A 22591-nucleotide genomic window follows, 5' to 3' on the forward strand; every position below is an offset into this window, starting at 1 on the left:
AGATCCCTTCTACGCGATGACTTTTTTCCGGAGCATTCCGCCCCACTGTCTTCTGAGTTTCTTCCGTAATCGGCGCAGCATTGTATACCTCCTTTGAAGCCCTTTATAGCAGTAGTATGCGGAAAAACTGAATTTGTTTTCGTGGGTAAAACTGGAATTTCATCAAGGCGGTTTTCCGGAAGAAAAACTTTCTGTATGATGATATTGAAAAAGACACGACTGATAAACGGGAAAAAGGAGAAATTGACATGAAACCAAAATTGATTTTTTTTGATATTGACGGCACGATCTATGACCATGATAAACATATTCCCGATAGCGCAAGAAACGCCGTGACGGCGCTTAAAGAGGCTGGCCATCACGTTTTTATCGCCAGCGGAAGGTCCCCGTTTATGGTAAAACCGATTCTGGAAGAGCTTGAGATTGAATCATTTATTTCATACAACGGCCAGTATGTCGTATTTGAAGGTGAGGTCATTTATAAAAATCCGCTTCCTGAAGATGCGGTTGCGCGTTTATTAAAGCAGGCGGCAGAAGGGGAGCACCCCGTCGTATTTATGGCGGAAGACACGATGAAAACGACCGTCCCCGGACATCCGCACGTCTCGGAAGGTATCGGCAGTCTGAAAGCGCCTTATCCGAAGTGGATGAAACTTTTTATAAAGGAAAAGAAATTTATCAGCTGCTTTTATTCTGCCGCGGTCATGAAGAAAAAGCATATGCCGCTTTTCCGGAGTTTGATTATGTCCGCTGGCACGAATTGTCAACGGATGTGCTTCCGAAAGGCGGTTCAAAAGCGGAAGGCATTAAAAGAGTGCTTGAGCGGCTTCCGTACAGCGTAAGTGACACTTATGCATTCGGCGACGGACTAAATGACCTTGAGATGATCCATTTTGTCGGCACCGGGGTGGCGATGGGAAATGCGGTTCCGGAATTAAAAGCTGCCGCTGATTTCGTCACAAAGCCGGTGGATGAGGAAGGAATCAGCTGGGCCGTCAAAGAACTGGGCCTTTTGAAATAGAGAAAACCGGCACTTTGGGAAGTGCCGGTTATTTTTAACGGTCAATGGCAATGGCGTTTTCAGGTTCTTTGAACGGATTTTCTTTATCGATATGGTCGTAAAACATCACGCCGTTCAGATGATCGATTTCGTGCTGAAACACGATGGCCGGAAAACCTTTGAGGCGGATGTCAATCTGTTCTCCTTCAAGCGTCACCGCCTTTACGCGGATGCGGGCGTAGCGCGGCACATAGCCGGGAATGGGTTCGTCTACCGACAGGCAGCCTTCTCCGCTCGTCAAGTAGCTTTTTTCCACTGAGTGGCTGACGATCTTAGGGTTAAAAAGAGCATAGCTGTATAAAGTGCCTTTCGCATCTTCTGCATGGACGGCGATCATCCGTTTTTTTACGTCTGTTTGCGGAGCGGCAAGACCGACGCCCGGACGAAGCTTGTATTTCTCGGCTAATTCAGGATTTTGGCTGTTTTTCACAAACTCAATCATATCAGCAAGATGCTGTTTTTCTTCGTCAGAAGCGGGAAGCTGAACCTCTTCAGCGATCTCTCTGAGCGCGGGATGTCCGTCGCGAACAATATTTTCCATAGTAATCAAGAAACTTCACTCCTAAAGCTTAATATGTAAATTATAGCGAATTTCTTTATCGCGGCGCAACGAAACAATTGGCCGGCCATAGCAGGCCGGCCGATGTTCATGGTGTATAAGGTCAGCAGCCGCAGCCTAAATAAGCGGCACCGACGATGATTAATAAGATAAACAATACGACGATTAATGCGAATGTGCGGCCGTATCCGCCGCCGCAGCCGTAACCGTAACCGCCGCCATAACCATATCCGCCGCCGCAACAACCGCCGCCAAATCCGCCGCCAAATCCATATCCGTACATAAAAAAACCTCCTCTTTTAATTACGCTGACCCTCTGTCAGCAGGGCCGGCGTCTACTATAAGCTATGTAAAAGCCAAAAAGATGTATGGTCATCCGCCCTGTTTTCTCAATTTTTTACGCAAGTATTCTTTGAAAGCACCGTAAGCGTCTTTACCCGGTCATGCCAATTACAGCTCAGCTATTGTCAAAAAGCGTTCGGGCTTCTATAGTGGAAATTGTCAAGATTGGGGGATTTTAAGTGAATATGATTCAAAAAAAGGTATTAGCAGGAATCGGAGCGCTCGGCGCCGCAAGTATGCTGCTTGCCGGCTGCGGGGGAAAAGATCCGGTTGAATCGCTTCATGAGTCGATGGAAAAAGCCGTTCAAGCGGAAAAACCGTTTCAAAAAGAGCAGAAAACATTAGAAAAATTGGAGAAAAAAGAGCATAAGCTATACGACAGCGCGGTTAAACTGAATATGGATGATTACCAGAAAATTGTCACACTGTCTGATCAGGCTCTGAGCAATGCAAATCAGCGAAAAAAACATCTGAAAGCAGAAAAAGACAGTATTGATGATTCAAAACAAGCGTTTGAATCCGCAAAAAAAACTTCTCAAGAAATAAAGGATAAGAAAGTAAAAGAAAAAGCCGGGCATGCGGTCGCTTTAATGGAGAAAAGGTATGCATCTTATGACCTTTTGTACAAAAAGTACGAAAAAGCCATTTCACTTGATAAGGACCTTTATAAACTGATTAAAGATAAAAAGCTCACATTAGCGGAGCTGGAAGAGCAAATCAGCAAAGTAAACTCAGTTTACGAAAAGGTGCATAAACAAGCAGATGAGTTCAATCAATTTACTAAAGACTACAACAAAGAGAAAGAACTATTATTCCGCAAATAGTATAGTGAAGGCATATCGGCATGGGCTGATGAACTGATAACAACCGAGTTCAGCCGCCTGTAAAAAGGCGGCTGAAGAATTGGTATATACGTGTGTTTCCCATTGACAACAAGTAAATCATGGTATAGTATTTATTTAGGGAAATATTCACATAAAACCAATCGTTGTTTCGGCACGTTGGAATGTTTTTATTATATTGATATATATATAAAAACAGAATGAAAATGTGATTTTAATTATCAGAAAATTCTATCTATTTATATTTACGGCAATATGATATTTGTACATGCTTTTTGCTTTTAAACCTTTATCCGGCATAAAGGTTTTTTTATTTTGCTTAGTAATGCTTATTAAGTAAGGGTGCTGAAAGTAAACGACAATTTCAAAATCGGAACGAAAAGAAACGGCAGAAATACGGAACAGGAGGAAAACAAATGCTTGCTTACGTCTTTCCCGGACAGGGAGCGCAGTTTAAAGGAATGGGCAGAGACTTATTCGATGAATTCAGTGAGCTCATTAAAAAGGCAGATCATATTTTAGGATACTCCATAAAGGATTTATGCCTTTCAGACGAAAAAGAGAGGCTGACTGATACGAAGTATACACAACCTGCAATTTATACAGTGAGCGCACTGCAATATTTAAAGGGTTTAAAAGAAGGTTATACACGCCCAGATGCTGTTGCAGGACATAGTCTGGGTGAATATACTGCGCTTTTTGCGGCCGGTGTTTTTAATTTTGAAACAGGTCTCCGGCTGGTTGCTAAAAGAGGCGAGTTAATGAGTGAGGCTTCTGAGGGCGGAATGGCTGCCGTGATCGGACTGGATGAGCACCACATAAAAAAAATACTTCAAAAGTATGAATTCGGCCAAATAGATATCGCCAATTACAATACATCTTCACAAATTGTGATAGCAGGGGCTGCAGAAGAGATAAAGCGGGCAGCCTCTTTTTTTGAAAAAGAAGGGGCGAAAGCTTATATCGTATTGCAGGTCGGCGGAGCTTTTCATTCTCGTTTCATGGAAAGTGCACAGCGTGAATTTGCGGAATTTATCGAGGAGTTTCATTTTTCTGAATTGAATTTCCCGGTCATTTCTAACTACACGGCAAGACCTTATAAACAAGAAGATATCAAACGGAATTTAATTGAACAAATAACAAACTCGGTAAAATGGACTGAAAGCATCAGGTATCTAATGGGACAAGGCGTTACTGTGTTTGAAGAGATCGGTCCCGGAAACATTCTGACTAAATTAATTCAAACCATACAAAGAGATGAGGAACCGCTTACTATTAGTGCGCCGGAAGACAGTCTCTTTTTTTCTGAAGGGAACAAGGACAATTCGGAAAGCGGGAAAGAGCATAGCCTCTTGGCCGAAAATATAGAGAGCGGTGCAGCTTCACCGGTGTCCCGATTGGGTGATCAATCTTTCAAAGAAGATTACGGTTTGACATACGCGTATTTGGCAGGTGCGATGCATAGAGGGATCTCTTCCGCTGAAATGCTGATCCGCCTCGGGAAGAAAGGAATGCTGGGGTTCTTTGGAACAGCAGGTTTAACGATAAGGGAAATTGAACAGGCCCTTATTTCTATTAAGAAGACACTCAAAAATGGCCAGCCCTACGGAATGAATCTGCGATTTGAGCCGGATCATCAAGATAGAGAAAAGGAATTGATAGATTTATATATCAAGCATGACGTACGAGTAATAGAAGCGTCTTCGTATCTTTCCGTCAGCGCGCCATTAATTTATTACAAAGCGCATCAGTTGAAGATAGACAAAAGCGGCAGCGTCATACCTCATAATCGGATCATTGCCAAAGTTTCACGGCCGGAAGTTGCGGCCGCATTTCTGAGTCCGCCTCCTCAAAGTATCGTAAAGAGAATGTGTCAGAACGGTATGCTGACGGAAGAGCAGGCGGAGTGGCTCAGCCGTATTCCGGCAGCAGACGATATCATTATTGAAGCAGATTGCGGAAGTAATACTGAACAGGGCTCATTGACGGCGATGCTGCCGTTTTTTGTTAACCTGCGGGATGAAATGATGGAAACACACAAATACGCAAGGAAGATAAGGATCGGGGCTGCGGGAGGAATCGGGACTCCCGAGTCTGCCGCGTCTGCTTTTTTAATGGGCGCTGATTTTATTATGACGGGATCCATTAATCAATGTACAGTTGAAGCCGAAACAAGCGGTTTTATTAAAGAAATGCTGAGTGAGACAGGAATATGCGATACTGCTTATGCGCCTTCGGAGACTCTGTTTGAGTTCGGAACAAAGGTTCAGGTGCTGAAAAAGGGCACGCTGTTTCCGGTCAGGGCAAATAAATTATTTCAAATCTACCAACAATACGAGTCTTTGAATGAGATAGATGAAAAGACAAAGATTCAGCTCGAAAATGATTATTTTAACAAGACTTTTGATGAAAACTACGAAAGCATAATAGAAAAACAGCCGAACCTGGCCCAAAAAGCTGAGCGCAATCAAAAATATAAGATGCTGTTACTATTTAAGTGGTATTTGCAAAGAGGATGTCTGCTTGCTTTGGAAGGGCAGGAAGAACAAAAGGTGAATTTCCAAGTTCATTGCGGCCCGTCTTTAGGCGCTTTTAATCATTGGGTAAAGGGCACGGATTTGGAATCATGGAGAAACAGACATGTCGATGACATTGGTGAAAAATTGATGAATGAGACCGAAAGTCTGCTGAGGCGCAGATTGGATACGTTATTTCTAGACTAAAGAAGGGGCGGGTGGAGGCCAATGGTTCATTTGAATAAACAGAGTGCGGATATCGCGATAATCGGGGTTGCTTGCAGATTCCCCGATGCAGATCATTATCATGAATTCTGGGAAAACATAAATAGCGGCAAAGATTCCATCCGGGAAGTGCCGATTGAACGGTGGAATCCCGATCTTTATTATTCAGCCGATATCAGTATACCGAACAAAACAATCAGCAAGTGGGGAGGTTTTATTCATAAAGCTGACCATTTCGACCATAAGTTTTTTAATATCTCTCCCCGGGAAGCGAAAAACATGGACCCTGAGCAAAGAATCCTTTTAGAAGAAACTTGGCGGTGCATCGAAGATTCCGGGGTTTCTTTGCAGGATCTCCAGCGTAAAACCACTTCTGTTTTTGCGGGTATTATGAATTCTGACTACCGGCAGACAGGTCATGCTGAATCGGAAATCGACAGTTACGCCTGTTTAGGAAGTTTCGAAGCTATGCTTTCCAACCGGCTTTCATACACATTCGGTTTGACCGGAAAAAGCATGTCTGTAAATGCCGCTTGTGCATCGTCGCTTGTTGCTTTACATGAAGCGGTTAAGTCATTGCGGACAAAAGAAAGCGATTATGCAATCGCATCGGGAGTAAACTTGAATTTCCAACCCGGAAAATATATTTCTTTTTCCAAAGCCAGAATGCTGAGTCCTGACGGCAAATGTAAAACCTTTGACGCAGCGGCGAACGGGTACGTTCCCGGAGAAGGGGCAGGCGTTGTATTGCTGCAGCGCCTTGGTGATGCAGTAAAAGCCGGTCACCATATATACGGGATCATAAAAGGGACAGCTGTTAATCATGGCGGTAAATCCCGTTCCATAACCGCTCCCAGAGCAGAAGCGCAGAGCCGGGTCATCTCAGAAGCTTTACACAACGCTGCTGTCGATGCTGCGACGGTTTCTTATGTAGAAGCACATGGCACAGGAACATCTCTGGGCGATCCGATTGAAATAGAAGCATTGACAAAAGCGTATCGGCAATATACTGAGGATACTCAATATTGCAGGATCGGAAGTGTGAAAACAAATATCGGTCATACAGAAGCAGCGGCGGGAATGGCCGGATTGATAAAAGTTCTAATGATGATGAAACACCGGAGGGTGCCGAAAAGCCTGAATGTACATACGGTAAATCCAATTATACAGTTTGAAAAAACACCGTTTAGGCCGGCACTTGATTCAAGTGATTGGAAGGCGGCAGACGGGGCTCCGCTCAGGGCGGGAATCAGCTCCTTCGGTTTTGGGGGTGTCAACTCTCACGTCATCATCGAAGAATTTATACATACAAAAGACGAATCTGACAGAAAAGGAAGGGTACCCTTCCTTTTTTCCGCTAAAAGTGAAGAAAGCATGAAACAAATGATACATCATTGGAGAACCTTTGCTGACGATTCAGAGGAATTTTGCAAAATATCAAATGAAGTGATCAGCAGCACCCTTTTAACAGGGAGGACATCGTTTGATTACAGGGCTGGTTTATTGGCAGGCAGCAAGGAGGAATTTAAAAATCAGCTTAAAGAGGGATTGAGTTTTCGGAGGAAACAAGATTCTGAATGGGCGCTTGCCATCGGTGACTTCAAATGGGAAAGTTATAAACAATTTGCCGTTTTGAAACGGGTGTTCCCTGATTTAGAAAAGAACGTAAGGCCGGTGCTGAAGGGTATACCGACATTGCACAGTTCATTTAAAAGAAAATGGACGCCTGAGAAAATCCGCTTGTATTCTTTAGTTATCAATACGGAAATCATAAAAAGTATCCTGGCATCCGGTTTTAAGCCAAGCCTCATTACAGGCGCCGGAGACGGATATTACGTCGCTCTTGCAGCAGCGGGTATCATCAAAATTGAAAAGGCCATTTCTGTCATCACAGGCGCTGAAAAACCTTCGCACTTATCCTGTGAGCCGCCGTCCATTCCATTTGTCAATCCGTACACTTCAAAAACGTACCCGCCGGTTCGATTAAATGAAGAATATGTAAGGATGCTGCTGAACGGTCTGAGCTTCCCGGCTGATTTTGCAGACCGCCTGTACGGGAAAACACGGCTGCTTCTTGAGCACCAATATACGTTTAAAGGGTTTTTAGAAGAGTGGGATAAAGCGGGAAAGACTCAGGAAATCGAGATTTTATCTTATATTGTGAATCGCACGGCGGATAAAAGAAACGCACTGCCGGCTGATGAGGAAGCGGCGATCATGGCTATCCTTGCCTCTATGAGAAGACTGTATAAGAGATGGGATTTAACAGATTATGATGGATTCTTTAATAATGATTATGTTCTGGAAATATTAAATTTACTTGATGAAGGGATTTTGTCTAAAGAACTTTTTCTGAGCATGTTATTGAAAAAGCAAGACGGAATTAAACAGGCTGTTGCTTGTATGAATGAGCAGCCGGCAGATTTTTATGATAAGGATCGTTTTCCGTTGATGACAGAATACAATCAAATGGATGCCGTGTCTCAGGAGATAGCTGATCATATGCCGCTTCACACGGAAGAAAAGGGAACGGAGCCGGATGTGGGTATTTCTGAGTTTTCAGTTTTTCAATTCGGATCGCTCCCTCCATCAGCAAAACTAAACAAAGCGGCTGCTTTTGAAGCGGACAAACCAGCTGATGAGGCTCTTTATCATTCATTTATGCAAATGTGGCTTTCAGGAGAAGAGATTGAATGGGCGAAACTAGGTGACTATCATAAAAGAAAAGCCCCGCTTCCGCCTTATCCGTTTGAGCGCTGTCAATTTTCTTTAAACCCTCAGCAGGTAAAATCAGACGCGGCTTTTTCAGCAAAGAAGAATCAGGCACTTTATACGCCGATATGGAAAGAAACCGCACTTGAGAATGAAGCGGACAGCGGACAAGCCTGTACTATTTTGCTGTTCTCCGAGAATAAAGACTATTTTGAAGAGATGAAAAAAAGAGAGAATACGTCCGCATATCTTATTATGCCCGGTGACCGTTTAGAGCAGATAAGCGATAGTGTTTTCACGATCAACAGGCAGCGTCCCGATGATTATCAAAGTGTCATTCGTCTGTTAAAAGAAAAAGGCGCAGCGCCTGATGCAATTTTGCATACGTGGTCTGAAAAACAGCCTGAACTGGAAGAAACACTCGAATCAGGAATTTATTCCGTGTTTTATCTGACTAAGGCTTTAATCAGCGAGAACCTTATAAACAAAGTAACGTTCATTTATACATTCAGCGCAGATCAAAAAGAAAAATTGCCGTATTTTGAAGGTGTGAACGGTTTTTTAAAATCGGTAAAACAAGAATATCCGCAGCTGCATTGTAAGACGGTTTGCTTTGAACATGATTCTGCAGCCGTTTCATTTTCAGAGAAGGCTGCCATTCTTTATAAAGAAATAAACACAGCACCTGATCGGCATATTCATATCACTTACAGAGGCTGCGTAAGATATGCACGGATGTTAGAGAAGCAGAGAGAAACATACACAAAGACCATTCAATACCCTGAAAAAGATAAAGTATATTTAATTACAGGGGGATTTGGGGGGATTGGCAGTAAAGTCGCTGAATATTGCGCGAAAACTGAAAGATCCACCATTATTCTATCGGGGCGATCTGCTTTAACCGGAGATAAGCAGAAACATTTAGAATACCTGAACAGCTTTAAAGCCAAGGTTTATTATATACAGGCGAATATATCCGATAAAGAAGCGGTAAAAAAAATGATTGACGGTATTACCGATCAGCATGCAGGTCTTCATGGCGTCATTCATTGCGCAGGAGTTATCAGAGACTCGCTGCTTTTTCAAAAAACAAAGCAGGAACTTTCAGAGGTGATTGCTCCGAAAGTTCATGGTGCGTTGAATCTTGATCATGCAACGAAGTCGCTGGAATTGGATTTTTTCGCCGTTTTTTCTTCAGTCGTCTCTATTGCAGGGAACGAAGGCCAGTGTGATTATGCATATGCAAACGGCTTTTTAGATCATTTTGCAGAATATCGGGAATGGAAACGGCAAAATTCTCTGCGCAGCGGCCGTACGCTGACAATCAATTGGCCTTTATGGAAAGACATCGGAATGGGGGCGAACCTGTCAGGTCAAGGGCGGACGTCTCTTTTTCATGGTTCCGGGCTCGAAGAACTTCCTGCTGAAGACGGAACGCAATGGTTTTCGCGGATTGTAACTTCGGGTCAGCTGCATAATATTGCAGTCTGCGGTGATCATGAGCGCTTTGAACAATTTATGCGGCAGAGATTTTTGACGGACGAAACAGAGACAGGCAGTGCCATTCCTTTGGCCCAAGGCGATATTTTGGATCAGACAGTTTTGTTTTTAACCAATATCATCTCCTCTGAGGTCGGTGCAGAACGGGAAGAGATCGATCAAGATGTGCATCTGGCTGAATATGGAATGGATTCGGTTATGATTCATCAATGCAACACAAAGCTGGAGCAGTCACTGGGAGCAATTTCGAAAACGCTTTTATTTGAATTTCATACAATCAGAGATTTAGCAGATCATCTTGTAAAGGAATATCCGGATCGGCTGGGGCGTTTATTTTCACGGGAGGAAAAAGGAAAACAGATTCAGAGCATTACCCCTGCCAGGCCGGAACAAAACATCACTGCACCTGCGGCGGAGGAAAAAGAACATCTTGACGGGATAGCGGTAATCGGTATCAGCGGCCGTTATCCCGGGGCTGAAAATATCGAAGAATTGTGGGAACTTCTATCAAAAGAGAGAACCGCAATCACAGAAATTCCGAAGGAACGTTGGAATTATGAGACCTACTATGATCCAGACCCCGCTAAAGCGCATGAGGGGAAAATTTATTGCAAATGGGGCGGATTTTTAAAGAACGCTGAATCATTTGATTCTTTGTTTTTCCAAATATCGCCGAGAGAAGCAGAAGCGATGGATCCTCAGGAACGAATATTTCTCGAAACCGTGTGGAAAGCATTTGAAGATTCGGGATATACCATTGAAGGGTTGAGAAAGCAGACCGAAAAACATGTCGGTGTATTTGCGGGAGTGACGACCAATTCTTACAAGCTGCTCGGCGAAAGAATACCGACGGACAAAAACGATGTACTTCCAAATTCGTTCCCATGGTCTCTCGCGAACAGAGTGTCTTACACATTTGACTTTACAGGTCCCAGTGTCCCTGTAGATACGGCTTGCTCTTCATCCTTAACGGCAATTCACATGGCTTGCCAAAGTTTAAAAAAAGGTGAGTGCTCGGTTGCGGTTGCGGGAGGAGTAAATTTGTATCTTCATCCTTCTGACTATTTATACCGATGTCAGATGGGGATGCTTTCAAAATCGGGAAAATGCAGAAGTTTTGGAGAAGGCGGCGACGGTTTCGTACCCGGGGAAGGTGTCGGGGCCGTTATTCTTAAACCGCTTAAAGATGCCATACGTGATAATGATACTGTGTACGCCGTCATCAAAGGAACGGCAATTAATCACGGCGGAAAGACGAATGGCTATACGGTGCCTAATCCTGCCGCACAGGCCGATTTAATCCAAGGAGCTCTTAAAGCGGCCGGTTGGAGCGCCAGAAGTGTCAGCTTTATTGAAGCCCACGGCACTGGAACGCCGCTGGGTGACCCGATTGAAGTCCGAGGCCTGACCAAGGCGTTTAGAGCTTATACCGAAGATGTTTCATATTGCTCTCTCGGATCGATTAAATCTAACATCGGTCATCTCGAAGCGGCTGCGGGTATTGCCGGCCTGACAAAGATTATCTTACAAATGAAGTATAAAAAAATAGCCGCAACACTGCATGCTGAACGGGTGCATCCGGATCTTTATCTGGAAGAGACACCTTTTTGCCTTCAGCAGGAAACCGCCGACTGGATAAAACCCGCGAATGAAAAACATTCTGACAGCAAATATCCGCGGCGTGCGGGATTAAGTTCTTTCGGAGCGGGCGGGGCGAATGCTCATATTCTTGTGGAAGAGTATGAGTCTGCTGCTGACTGTTATACGGATTGTGAGGAAAGTGAGGAACTTATCGTACTCTCAGCCAAGCATTCACTGAGTTTACGGGAATCGGCAAAACAGCTGGTGGAATATCTTCAAAAGGCCCGTCAACAACAGGGCGAGTTTTTGCAGCAAGCGGGAACAAACAAGCCGCTTCACCTTTCTGATATTGCGTATACCCTTCTTGAAGGGCGTGAAGCCATGCCGGAAAGGCTTGCTGTCATTTCAAATAATATCGATGATCTGATGTTGAAATTAAATCACTTTTATAATGGAATTGACGATCACGAAATATTTAGAGGGAAAAAACTGAATCATAAACGCAGACAGCAGCAATCGGATCTTCCGCTCAAATCCGGCAGAACCACATTAGCCGAAATGGCTGAATTCTGGGTATCAGGAGGCAATTTAAGCTGGGAAGATTTCCGCACCGGCAGAAAACCGGCGAAAATTACCCTGCCGACTTACCCTTTCTTAAAAAACAGACTGTGGGTGTCAAATAAGGCGCAATCAAAATCAACAGCTGATAAAGCTCCTTTATTTGATTTTTCTGCAGGTGAGTGCCGATTTTATAAAACGCTTTCTGATTCTGAATATTATGTAAAAGATCATGTTGTGCATGGGAATATGGTTCTGCCAGGAGCGGCAATCATCGAAGCGGCCAGAGAAGCGGGAGAGAGGCTGTACGGAAAATCAGTCATAAAACTGAGTCAGGTTGTATGGGCGGTTCCGATAAACGTTGAAAAAGAAAAGACGATAATGATAGATCTGCTGCCGAATCAAAAAGACGGCAGATTTGTGGTGAAAACCGATATGCAACCTGAAGCGGCAGTTCATTGCCAAGGAAACATTATCACATGCGGAGATCAAGATGCCTCTCAAACAGAGCGTTTTCAATTGGACAGCTGGTTAACCGGACAGAAAAGATTAATCAGCGGCGCTGAGTGTTACAGGGATTTCCGGCAGAGCGGTTTGGACTATGGAACCAGTTTTCAGGTAATAAAACAGCTGTTTATCCATGAAAATGCTGTTCTTGCACGAATATCACTTCCTGAGAGCATTCATAAAAAATCCGGCACGCTGCTGGAACCGTGTTTATTGGATGGCATTTTTCAATCCACAACCGGGTTTACGTCCCGTCAAGAAGGGGATCACACCGCATATTTGCCTTTTGAATTAGGTGAGCTGGAGATTCTTCATGCACCTTCGGCAAACGGCTATGCTTACATTACAGCTGCCGATGAAAGACAACATGATGATGTCAAAAGGTTTCATATATTATTTATGGATGAAAACGGATCTGTAAGTCTTAAAATAAAAAACTTAGCGTTGAAGGCGTTAAGGGCTGCACCGCAGACTCAGGATGAGCGGCATTCAGTTAAGTACTACACTGATATGTGGAAGCGGGCTCCTCTGCTTCATCAGCCTGAAGCCAGCGGTTTAAACAGCTGCCTTGTGATTTCACTCCGTCGGGATATATCAGAACCGCTGATCCGCCAGGCATATAAAGATATCGGCTTGAACATGATCTTTGTCCGCCATGGCGGCAGTTTTCAAGAAAAAAGAGCTGATTCCTTTGAATTGAACAGCGTCAAACTTGACGGCTATCAGAAATTGCTGGCGATTCTTAAAGAAAGACAAGTGACAATTGACCGCGTCATTTTAATCGGGATGTGCCCTGAAACGGGAATTGAGCAGAACATTCATGAAAAGCTGGAAGAGGCTGTTTTGCCGGTTTTCAATGTAACGAAAGCTCTGCTAGCAACAATCCCAAGACATAAAATCCTGATATCACATGTATTTTTCACAAGGGAAAATCAAATCTTACCTTATCAAATGGCAATCAGCGGCTTTTTTAGGTCACTTCATTTAGAACATCCAATGTTGTCCGGTAAAAATATTGAAATACAAAGCGATGAAATTCAGTTACAGCTGAACACCGGTCTGCCTGAATTAAAAAACCTTGTGAAAGAAACAATCATCAGCGATGATACTTCAGAAATCAGATACAGAGATGGAATCAGGCAGGTCAAGCACTCTGCAGAAATTGAAAGTGCCGAGCCCCCCAAAAAGATGGAAGTAAAAGAAGGGGGAGTTTACCTCATTACAGGAGGAACGGGCGGTCTGGGACTGATTTTCGCCAGACATCTTGTGCGAAAAGGGAGAATAAAACTTGTCCTTATCGGCAGGTCAGAGCTTTCTGAGGAAGCCGTAAGCAATGTAAAAGAGCTGGAAAAAAACGGATCAGAGGTTTTTTATGTAAGAACCGATATTTCTGATAAGGAAAATGTCAATAACCTGATAAACCTCGTCAAAAACAAATTAGGTCCTGTTAAAGGAATTATTCACAGCGCCGGTGTGATAAAAGATTCATTACTCATCAATAAGCGTGAAGAGGATCTCGATTCAGTCTTGGCCAGCAAGGTTTACGGAACGATATGGCTTGACCGGTATACAGACAGAGAACCTCTGGACTTTTTTGTAATGTTTTCATCTATCAGCGCAATAATCGGGAACGCGGGACAAACCGATTATGCTTATGCAAACCGGTTTATGGATTATTTTGCGGAAATGAGAGCGGCGGAAAATAAACCTGGAAAAACAGTCTCGATGAATTGGCCTTTATGGAAAGAAGGCGGTATGCGAATTGATATTCATTCAGAGAAGTTCCTTTATGACCGTTTCGGAATGCTGCCTCTGGGAAAACGGGAAGGCCTTGCAGCATTTGATCAAGCAATGACAGGGTGTGAACATCAAATAATGGTATTTAGCGGTAATGAATTAAAGCTGGAACGAATGATAACGATTGACAGCGGAAAAAGTGACCCGGCAATCGCCGACGAAAATCACGAACCGAAAGAGCTGTCAATAACTGAATCTTTAAAAAGCACTTTGACGCGCATCGTCACCGGCGTATTAAAAATTGAAGAACGGGAATTTGATTTTGAACTGCCGATAAGTGAATACGGATTTGATTCAATTATGTTTACAATGCTGGGCAGCGAATTAAACGAGTCATTAGGAATATCAATGATGCCGTCAGATTTTTTCGGTCTTACTGATTTTAATGAACTTCTTGAGTTTTTAAAGAGTGAGTATTCCGAGGAGCTTCATCTCTGCGGTTCTTTTTCTTCAGATGAATCTGCGGCGAAAGACCGGAGAGAAAATCTGATTGAGGGCATCGCAAAGATGATGTCAAGTATTTTGAAGATTGACAGAAAGGAAATAGAAGAAGAGACTTCATTCGGCGAGTACGGATTTGATTCTATTACGTTTACCAGACTCGGAAATGAAATCAATCAACAATATGGTACGGAATTATTGCCGTCCATTTTCTTTGAGTGCAATTCACTGGCTGAAATGACTGATTATGTAATCGAGGAATACGGAGAAATCCTTTTTGCTGAGACAGAATCTTTTTCTGCAGCTGACGAAAAAACATTGTACAGCACGCCTCCGCCGGAATCTTATGAACATTCCCCTGAGCCTGAAAATAAAACTAGGCAAGAGGAAAGACATATAAATGAGCCGGTGGCAATAGTGGGAATAAGCGGCCGTTTCCCCCAAACAGATACGCTGGATGACTTTTGGGAAGGAATTGAAAAAGGGCGGGATATGATTACAGACATTCCTGAAGACCGTTGGGACTGGAAAGAGTTTGACGGCGATCCGATCAGGGACGTCAATAGAACAAAAATAAAAAAAGGCGGATTTATCAAAGGCGCTGACAGTTTTGATCCGTTGTTTTTCGGGATTTCTCCCGCCGAAGCAGAATTAATGGATCCCCAGCAAAGAATTTTTATGGAGACTGTATGGAAAACAATAGAAGATGCGGGCTATAAGCCGTCTGATTTGGCAGGGACGAAAACCGCGGTGTTTGCAGGGGTCGCCACAACGGATTATGCTGAACGTCTGAATGAAAATGGCATCTCTGTTCAGGCGCAGACCGCAACCGGTTTAAATCATTGTATATTGGCAAATCGTATTTCTTACCAGCTGAACCTGACGGGTCCGAGCGAACCGATTGACACTGCCTGTTCAAGTTCGTTAGTTGCGCTTCATCGTGCGGCTGAGGGGATTCAAAGAGGCGATTTTGAAATGGCGATTGCAGGCGGAGTGCATATTATGACAAGTCCTACTCTGTTTATAGCTTTTGATAAAGCAGGTATGCTTTCCAAAGACGGAAAGTGCAAAACGTTTGATAAAAGCGCTGACGGCTATGTAAGGAGTGAAGGGGCGGCTGCAGTATTGCTCAAGCCGCTCAGCAAAGCACAGGCAGACGGTGATCATATATATGGTTTGATTAAAGGATCAGCTGTAAATCACGGCGGCCGCGCCAATTCTTTGACAGCTCCGAATCCGAACGCACAGGCGGACTTATTAACCGAAGCTTGGCGGAAGGCGGGGGTCAGCCCTGCCACTGCGGGATATATAGAAGCGCATGGCACAGGGACAAGTCTTGGCGATCCGATTGAAGTGAACAGCATCATAAAGGCATTTAAAACGTTATATCAAGAATGGGACATTCCTTTTGCGAAACAGAAATGCTGCGGAATCGGGTCTGTGAAAACAAACATCGGCCATCTCGAAACCGCTGCCGGAATAGCCGGAGTGATGAAAGTGTTACTGGCTTTTAAATATCGCAAACTTCCGGGACTCGCCCATTTTTCAGAACTCAATCCATACATCAAACTGGAAAATACGCCATTTTATATCACAGAAACCGCTCAAAAGTGGAATCCGATAAAAGATGAAGAGAACAAAGATCTGCCGAGGAGAGCAGGCGTCAGCTCATTCGGATTCGGCGGTGTGAACGCGCATATTGTTTTAGAGGAATATAGGGAACCTCAAAAAGAAGTGCCGGAAAACAACGGTAACACACATATTTTTGTTTTATCTGCGAAAACCAAAGATCAATTACTTGAGTATATCCGGCATATGGTTCAGTACTTGGATCGCGTGATTGCCGGTGACATGACCGTTAATGCCAGTGACATGGAATTTACATTGCAAAACGGCCGGGAAGCAATGAACGAAAGAATTGCCGTATGTGCAGCGAGTCTGACTGAGCTGAGAGATAAATACGTCAGCTTTCTTGATGACAGCAAGGTGCAAAAAGGCGTATTTATAAGCGAAATCACTGAAGAGCGCACAGCTGTTTCTGAATATATGATTCAGGAGGCTCTTCAAAGCGGAAAAGAGGAGCTGCTCGCACAATGGTGGGCCAATGGAGCCGAGTTTGAATGGAAGACAATCGGCAATAAGAAATTGAATAGAGTGCCGATGCCAACTTATCCGTTTGCAAAAGAGAGTTATTGGTTTACTCCGAAAAAGAACAAAAGCGAGGTTAATAGTAAAAGTCTTCACCCATTAATCAGCGAGAATGTCTCAACATTAAAGAAACAAGCATTTAAAACTGTTATTTCCGGAACTGAATTTTTCGTCACTGATCATCTTGTTTCAGGAGACTATGTGCTGCCAGGAGCCGCTTCGCTTGAAATGGCTCTTGTTTGTGCGGAAATAAGCGGAGAAAGTAAAGTATATAAAATAAAAGACGTGATGTGGAACAGACCTATATTATATAAAGGAAAAACGCTGCACATTTATACCGACTTGGAAATGAAACAAGATAAGTTGAACGTAATGATATGTAAAGAGGGTCCGGATGGCGTGCAGCAAATCTGCACACAAAGTGAAACAGTATTCGGAGACATAAACAGCAATCCTGAGTATGTCGATATTGATCAGTTCATACGCAGCAGTGAGCCGGTCATAAGCCGGGAAGAGTGTTATCACCGCTTCAGCCGTATGGGCCTGACATATCATAGCAGTTTTCAAACATTGAAAGCCGTATATCGCGGTGATATGGAGTTAATGGCAGAATTGGAGCTTCCTGCTCATTTAGCGAACGGGTTTTCACATTTTACACTTCATCCTTCATTAATTGACGGCGGTTTTCAAGCGGCGGCATTTTTGTTAAGAGATAATGAGAAAGAGGGCTTATTTGTTCCATATTCACTTAGAGAGCTTCACATTAAGAGGGCGCTTACTGCCCGATGCCATGTCTCGGTGAAAGAAACCGGTTTTTATACGTATAACATTGATTTTATTAACGAGAGCGGCGAAATAGCCGTGAGCATGAAAGACTTTTCTGTCAGAAAAGTGACCGGGGGAGAATTAACCGCAGGACGTAAAAATGAAGATCAGGAAATTCTCTTCTTATTAGAACGATTGAAAAACGGTGAACTTTCTGCTGACCAAGTTTATCAGCTGCTGGAGGGAAAATAGTGCAGATCAAACAAATACTTTCCTTAATTGAAGAACAGCAAATGTCTCCTGATGCAGGACTGGAGCTAATTCGCACTTACAGAAAAGAACAAATGGAAAAAAAGGCGGAGCCGGAATCACAAGCTCCGTCCCCAACCATTTTTTTTAAGAACGAATGGGTAAGGACAAATAACATTGATAGGCCGAATCAGCAGGCACCGGGAAATATGCTGATTTTTGATCAGGATAACCGTCTTTTTCAGCATGCCGAGATGATGAATGGAGAACATAACCGTGTCATTCTCGTAACGCCCGATTCTGATTATAGAATTGAGCGGAATAGATGCACAATCAATCCTTCTGATGAAAATCATGTCGAAATGCTGCTGTCTGATTTGGCTGAAAACGGATTTACACCTGATGTCGTGCTTTATTTATGGAACGGAGAAATCAGAGAATTCACTGAAGAATCCGTTAACGAAACTCTTCGCAGAGGGATAAACTCGCTCTTTTTATTATCAAAAGCTTTAATGCGAAGAAACGAACCTGTTACGTTATTGCATATTTATTGGACAAGCGGTCTGAATCAGCCGTTTCATGAAGCTGTCGGAGGGTTCATGAAAACGGTAAACATGGAAAGCTCCAAGCTTAAAGCGAAAACCATACAGATTCGCCATGAGCATTCTGAGATAAATCCTCCGGTTTCCAAGGTGTGGGATGCTGCAATCAGTGAAATACAGCACTTTCAATCCGATGAATGTGAGGTTTTAATAGACTCACATACCCGTTATGTGAAAGGGCTGCAGCATATTGATAATCCGGAACACGATAACGGATCTGTAACGTATCAAAAAGGCGGCATATATATCATTACCGGAGGAGCGGGAAAACTCGGGCTGCTGTTTGCGGAACACATCGCTAAAGAAAACCAAGCCGTGATTATACTTACAGGCCGTTCTTTTTTAACAGCTGATCAAAAAGAACGGATCAGTAAGCTTAATGAGAGCGGCTCTATTGTTGAATATCAGCGGACGGACATAACAAATCGAACCGAGACAGAGCGATTCATTTTCGGCGTTAAACAGCGGTACGGCAGCATAAACGGGATCATTCATGCTGCCGGCATCCTTCGTGACTCATTTCTTGTAAATAAAAGTCTCAGTGATTTTACGGACGTACTGAACCCGAAAGTTTACGGGACAATCTGGCTGGATGAGCTGACAAAAGACGAAGATCTTGATTTTTTTGTTCTCTTTTCTTCTTTTTCCGCTTACGGAAATGCCGGCCAAAGTGACTATGCGTACGCAAATCATTTTATGGACAGTTTTGCAGTGCTTCGATCTCAGCTCTCCCGAAACGGAAAAACCCTTTCAATCAATTGGCCGTTATTGAAAGATGGCGGGATGAGTCTCGACAGCAATGGAATCATTCAAATAAAAGAAAAATACGGAATGACTCCGATGCGAACTTCCTCTGTTTTGGAAGCGTTTCTGAAAATGCTGCGGTCTTCATTTACCAGCTTAATGCCTGCAGAAGGAGAGCGGGATAAAATGATAAAAGCGCTAGCGATTCATAGAAATACAGCTGCAGCAGATCAAGATACACTCACGGCGGAACACGATGAAGAAGAGGAATATGCTGCGAAAGAAAAAGTCAATGACTATTTAATCAAGATCATCAGCGGTGTCTTGAAAATCCAATCTCATAAAATAAATGCGAAAGACTCTTTTGAGAAATTCGGAATCAACTCACTTATGATCATGTCACTTATTTCAAAGCTTGAAGATACTTTCGGGGATCTTCCAAAAACAATCTTTTTTGAATATCAGAACATTGAAGAGCTTTCAAACTTCTTCCTAACATCTTTTAAAGAAAAAGTGCTTAAGGCCGCAGGGGCAGCTCCGGTAACAAGAGTGCCGAAGAAAAGAGAAAATCTGAGTAAAAAACAGCACCGGCAGCAGAAGGTTGCATCTGCACCGAGCATGGTTCCGCCGGGTGAGGATATTGCCATTATCGGTGTGAGCGGAAGATATCCGAAATCCGATACTCTTGAGGAGTTCTGGGAAAACATTGCCGGAGGGAAAAACTGTATTATTGAAATCCCCGAGGAACGTTGGGATTTCAGATCGACTTACAGTCCCGACAGAATGGAGAAGGGGAAAATCAACAGTAAGTGGGGCGGTTTTATCAGCGGTGTTGATCAATTCGATCCGCTGTTTTTCCACATTTCTCATAAAGAAGCTGAGCTGATGGACCCTCAGGAGCGAATTTTTCTCGAAACCTCCTGGCATACGTTTGAAGATTCAGGATATACAAAAGAGAAGCTTGACGGTATGAAAGCCGGTGTGTTTGTCGGAGCCATGTACGGACAATATCAATTATTCGGCGCAGAAGAAACTGCGCGGGGCAATCCGATCGCGCTCAGTTCCTTCTTTTCATCTATTGCGAACAGGGTTTCATACTTTTTTAATCTCTCCGGCCCGAGCATTGCACTGGATACGATGTGTTCATCATCGCTGACGGCCATTCACTTGGCATGTGAGAGCATTAAAAGAGGGGAAAGTGAAATTGCGCTTGCGGGCGGCGTTAATGTGTCCATACATCCCAGCAAATACCTTTGGCTGAGTCAAGGTAATTTTGTTTCCACCGAAGGATTGTGCAGAAGTTTCGGAGAGGGCGGAGACGGCTATGTCCCGGGAGAAGGTTCGGGAGCCGTCCTGTTGAAACCTCTGGAAAAAGCAATTGCTGATCAGGATCATATATACGGAGTGATTAAAGGAACATCTGTAAATCATGGCGGAAAAACCAATGGATTTACGGTTCCGAACCCGAATGCACAAGCTGAGCTGATTGCTGAAAATTTCAAGAAATCAGGCATCAGTCCGCGATCCGTCAGCTACTTGGAAGCACACGGAACGGGTACCTCGCTCGGAGATCCGATTGAGATCGCAGGATTGACAAAAGCGTTTGAGAAATTTACGGATGATAAACAATTTTGTGCTATAGGTTCAGTGAAGTCTAATATCGGACATTTGGAGTCTGCTGCAGGTATAGCAGCTCTTACAAAAGTTCTTTTACAATTTAAGCATCAGAAATTGGCGCCATCCATTCACTCGGAACAGCTGAACCAAAATATCCGATTTGAAAAGACGCCTTTTTACGTTCAGCGGAAAGAAGAAGAGTGGCGGAAAGAATCAGGCGCCTCCAACAGGAGAGCAGCAATCAGTTCGTTCGGAGCGGGAGGAGCAAATGCCCATGTCATTGTGGAAGAATATCAAAACCATGCTGACACACAAACAATAAGCGGTCCGTTTGCCGCAGTTCTCTCTGCCAAAAATGAAGACAGACTGAAAGAATACGCCCGGCGCCTTCTGCAATTCACAGAGCGGGAGACAAAGGCCTCGGCAGCTGATATCGCTTTTACATTGCAGACATGCAGGGAACCGATGGAAGACAGACTTGCTGTTGTAGCTTCCGATTTGCCGGAACTTAAGGAGAAGCTGAGAACTTTCTGGACTGAAGGAACAATTGGAGAGGGCGTATACAAAGGCAATGTTACGAAAGATTTTGATAAAGTCTTTATCTTTCATGATCAAAAGATGAAAGATAAATTCCTCGAGGTGATGATGGAGACAAAGGACTTGAATCTTCTTGCAAAATTATGGTCTTTCGGGGCTGATATTCAATGGAGAGAGTTATATGAAGAATATACCCCGAAAAAGGTCAAGCTTCCTTTATATCCATTTGCTGAGGAGTCTTACTGGGTGCCTGGAAGCCAAAGTGCAATATTTCCGGAAACATTGCCGCAACAGTCTTCACTGCACCCGCTTCTGGATTCGAATGAATCTACTCTGGAACAGCAGTTTTTTAAAACGACATTAAGAGAAAAAGAGATTTGGTTAAAAGACCACATTGTAAAAAACAAGAGCATTCTCCCGGCAGCTGCTTTTCTTGAAATGGCATGCGCAGCGGGAACGCGGTCATATCGAAAGAAAAAGGTCACTCGTTTAAAAAACGTGATATTTGCCAGACCGGCCATGCTTTTGCAAGAGAGCCTGACCATTTACACTCACATTTCCGTAAAAGACGGCAGCATATTATTTAACATGTCACCTGACGAGGATGCTGCTGTAAGGACTGGATTTGTGACGGGGGAATTATATTATGATCATCATTACAGTGATGATGATATAGAGAACATCGACAGACAAGAGATGATAAACAGAAGTGCTTTTGTCCGTGAACAAGATGAATGTTACGAGTATTTTCGGGAAAACGGGTTCCTGTATGGGCGCGCTTTTCAGCCGATTCAACGTTTATGGGGCGGCGGAACGGAAGCGGTTGCACACTTATTGCTGCCAAAAGAAGCCGCATATGCTCTTGAAAATTATACATTGCATCCGTCTTTAATTGATGGGGCTCTGCAATCTTTGTTCGGAATTACCGACGGAAGAGAAGAGGCATCTGTTTATGTTCCTTTTTCAATAGGAGAGATTACGATTCGGAAAAAAGTTTCAGCAGAATGCTGGGCTTATGCGCGTAAAACAGGCCAAAAAGGTCAATCCGAGCTTATTTACGATATTCAGCTGCTTAATGAACACGGAGAGAGACTTGCAGGTTTGAAGGATGTAACCATTCGTAAAAAAGAAACGTTTTCCGCGGAGACACAGACTCGTGCAACAGCGGATTCCAATGGAAAGAACGAGAGAGTAAAAGAGCTCCTCAGACAATTAAAAGCGGGCGAACTGACTGCGGAGGAAGCAGATTATGCGCTGGAGCGTATGCAGGATTAGTTTATCATTTTGCG

6 protein-coding genes and 1 pseudogene are annotated in these 22591 nt (G+C 43.6%); 5 read left to right on the top strand and 2 right to left on the bottom strand.

Annotation, left to right across the window (positions count from 1 at the left end; all coding sequences use genetic code 11):
- The first annotated feature begins 248 nt into the window (after nucleotides 1–248).
- Nucleotides 249–1021: pseudogene (locus NYE38_RS07465) on the top strand (Cof-type HAD-IIB family hydrolase).
- Between the two features lie 34 nt (nucleotides 1022–1055).
- On the opposite strand, the gene def reads toward NYE38_RS07465, so the two are convergent.
- Entirely contained in the window at nucleotides 1056–1610 is a 555-nt protein-coding gene (def, locus tag NYE38_RS07470; RefSeq protein WP_003154544.1) for a peptide deformylase, read from the bottom strand.
- A gap of 112 nt (nucleotides 1611–1722) precedes the next feature.
- Nucleotides 1723–1902: a YjcZ family sporulation protein gene (locus NYE38_RS07475; RefSeq protein WP_007409651.1), complete on the bottom strand. Its 180-nt coding sequence runs from the start codon at nucleotides 1900–1902 to the stop codon at nucleotides 1723–1725.
- Between the two features lie 244 nt (nucleotides 1903–2146).
- Between NYE38_RS07475 and NYE38_RS07480 the strand changes: the two genes are divergently transcribed.
- The 4 genes from NYE38_RS07480 to NYE38_RS07495 all read left to right on the top strand — a co-directional run bounded on the left by NYE38_RS07480 (nucleotide 2147) and on the right by NYE38_RS07495 (nucleotide 22577).
- Complete coding sequence (locus NYE38_RS07480; RefSeq protein WP_032864209.1) at nucleotides 2147–2785, top strand: YkyA family protein; 639 nt, start codon at nucleotides 2147–2149, stop codon at nucleotides 2783–2785.
- Between the two features lie 434 nt (nucleotides 2786–3219).
- Entirely contained in the window at nucleotides 3220–5526 is a 2307-nt protein-coding gene (fabD, locus tag NYE38_RS07485) for an ACP S-malonyltransferase (protein WP_063636616.1), read from the top strand.
- Between the two features lie 21 nt (nucleotides 5527–5547).
- Nucleotides 5548–17805 (top strand): SDR family NAD(P)-dependent oxidoreductase, encoded by a 12258-nt coding sequence (locus tag NYE38_RS07490; protein ID WP_340802889.1) that lies wholly within the window; start codon nucleotides 5548–5550, stop codon nucleotides 17803–17805.
- Nucleotides 17805–22577 (top strand): type I polyketide synthase, encoded by a 4773-nt coding sequence (locus tag NYE38_RS07495; RefSeq protein ID WP_340802887.1) that lies wholly within the window; start codon nucleotides 17805–17807, stop codon nucleotides 22575–22577. Before NYE38_RS07490 ends, NYE38_RS07495 begins: the two co-directional genes overlap by 1 nt.
- Nucleotides 22578–22591: the final 14 nt, after the last annotated feature.

This window comes from Bacillus sp. EU63 (assembly GCF_038592915.1).
GTDB classification, from domain to species: domain Bacteria; phylum Bacillota; class Bacilli; order Bacillales; family Bacillaceae; genus Bacillus; species Bacillus velezensis.

What these genes read in the sequence shown, in the direction of transcription:
- NYE38_RS07490 (WP_340802889.1), top strand. Translation starts at nt 5,548, where the DNA reads ATGGTTCATTTGAATAAACAGAGTGCGGATATCGCGATAATCGGGGTT.
- NYE38_RS07480 (WP_032864209.1), top strand. Translation starts at nt 2,147, where the DNA reads ATGATTCAAAAAAAGGTATTAGCAGGAATCGGAGCGCTCGGCGCCGCA.
- fabD (WP_063636616.1), top strand. Translation starts at nt 3,220, where the DNA reads ATGCTTGCTTACGTCTTTCCCGGACAGGGAGCGCAGTTTAAAGGAATG.
- NYE38_RS07475 (WP_007409651.1), bottom strand. Translation starts at nt 1,902, where the DNA reads ATGTACGGATATGGATTTGGCGGCGGATTTGGCGGCGGTTGTTGCGGC.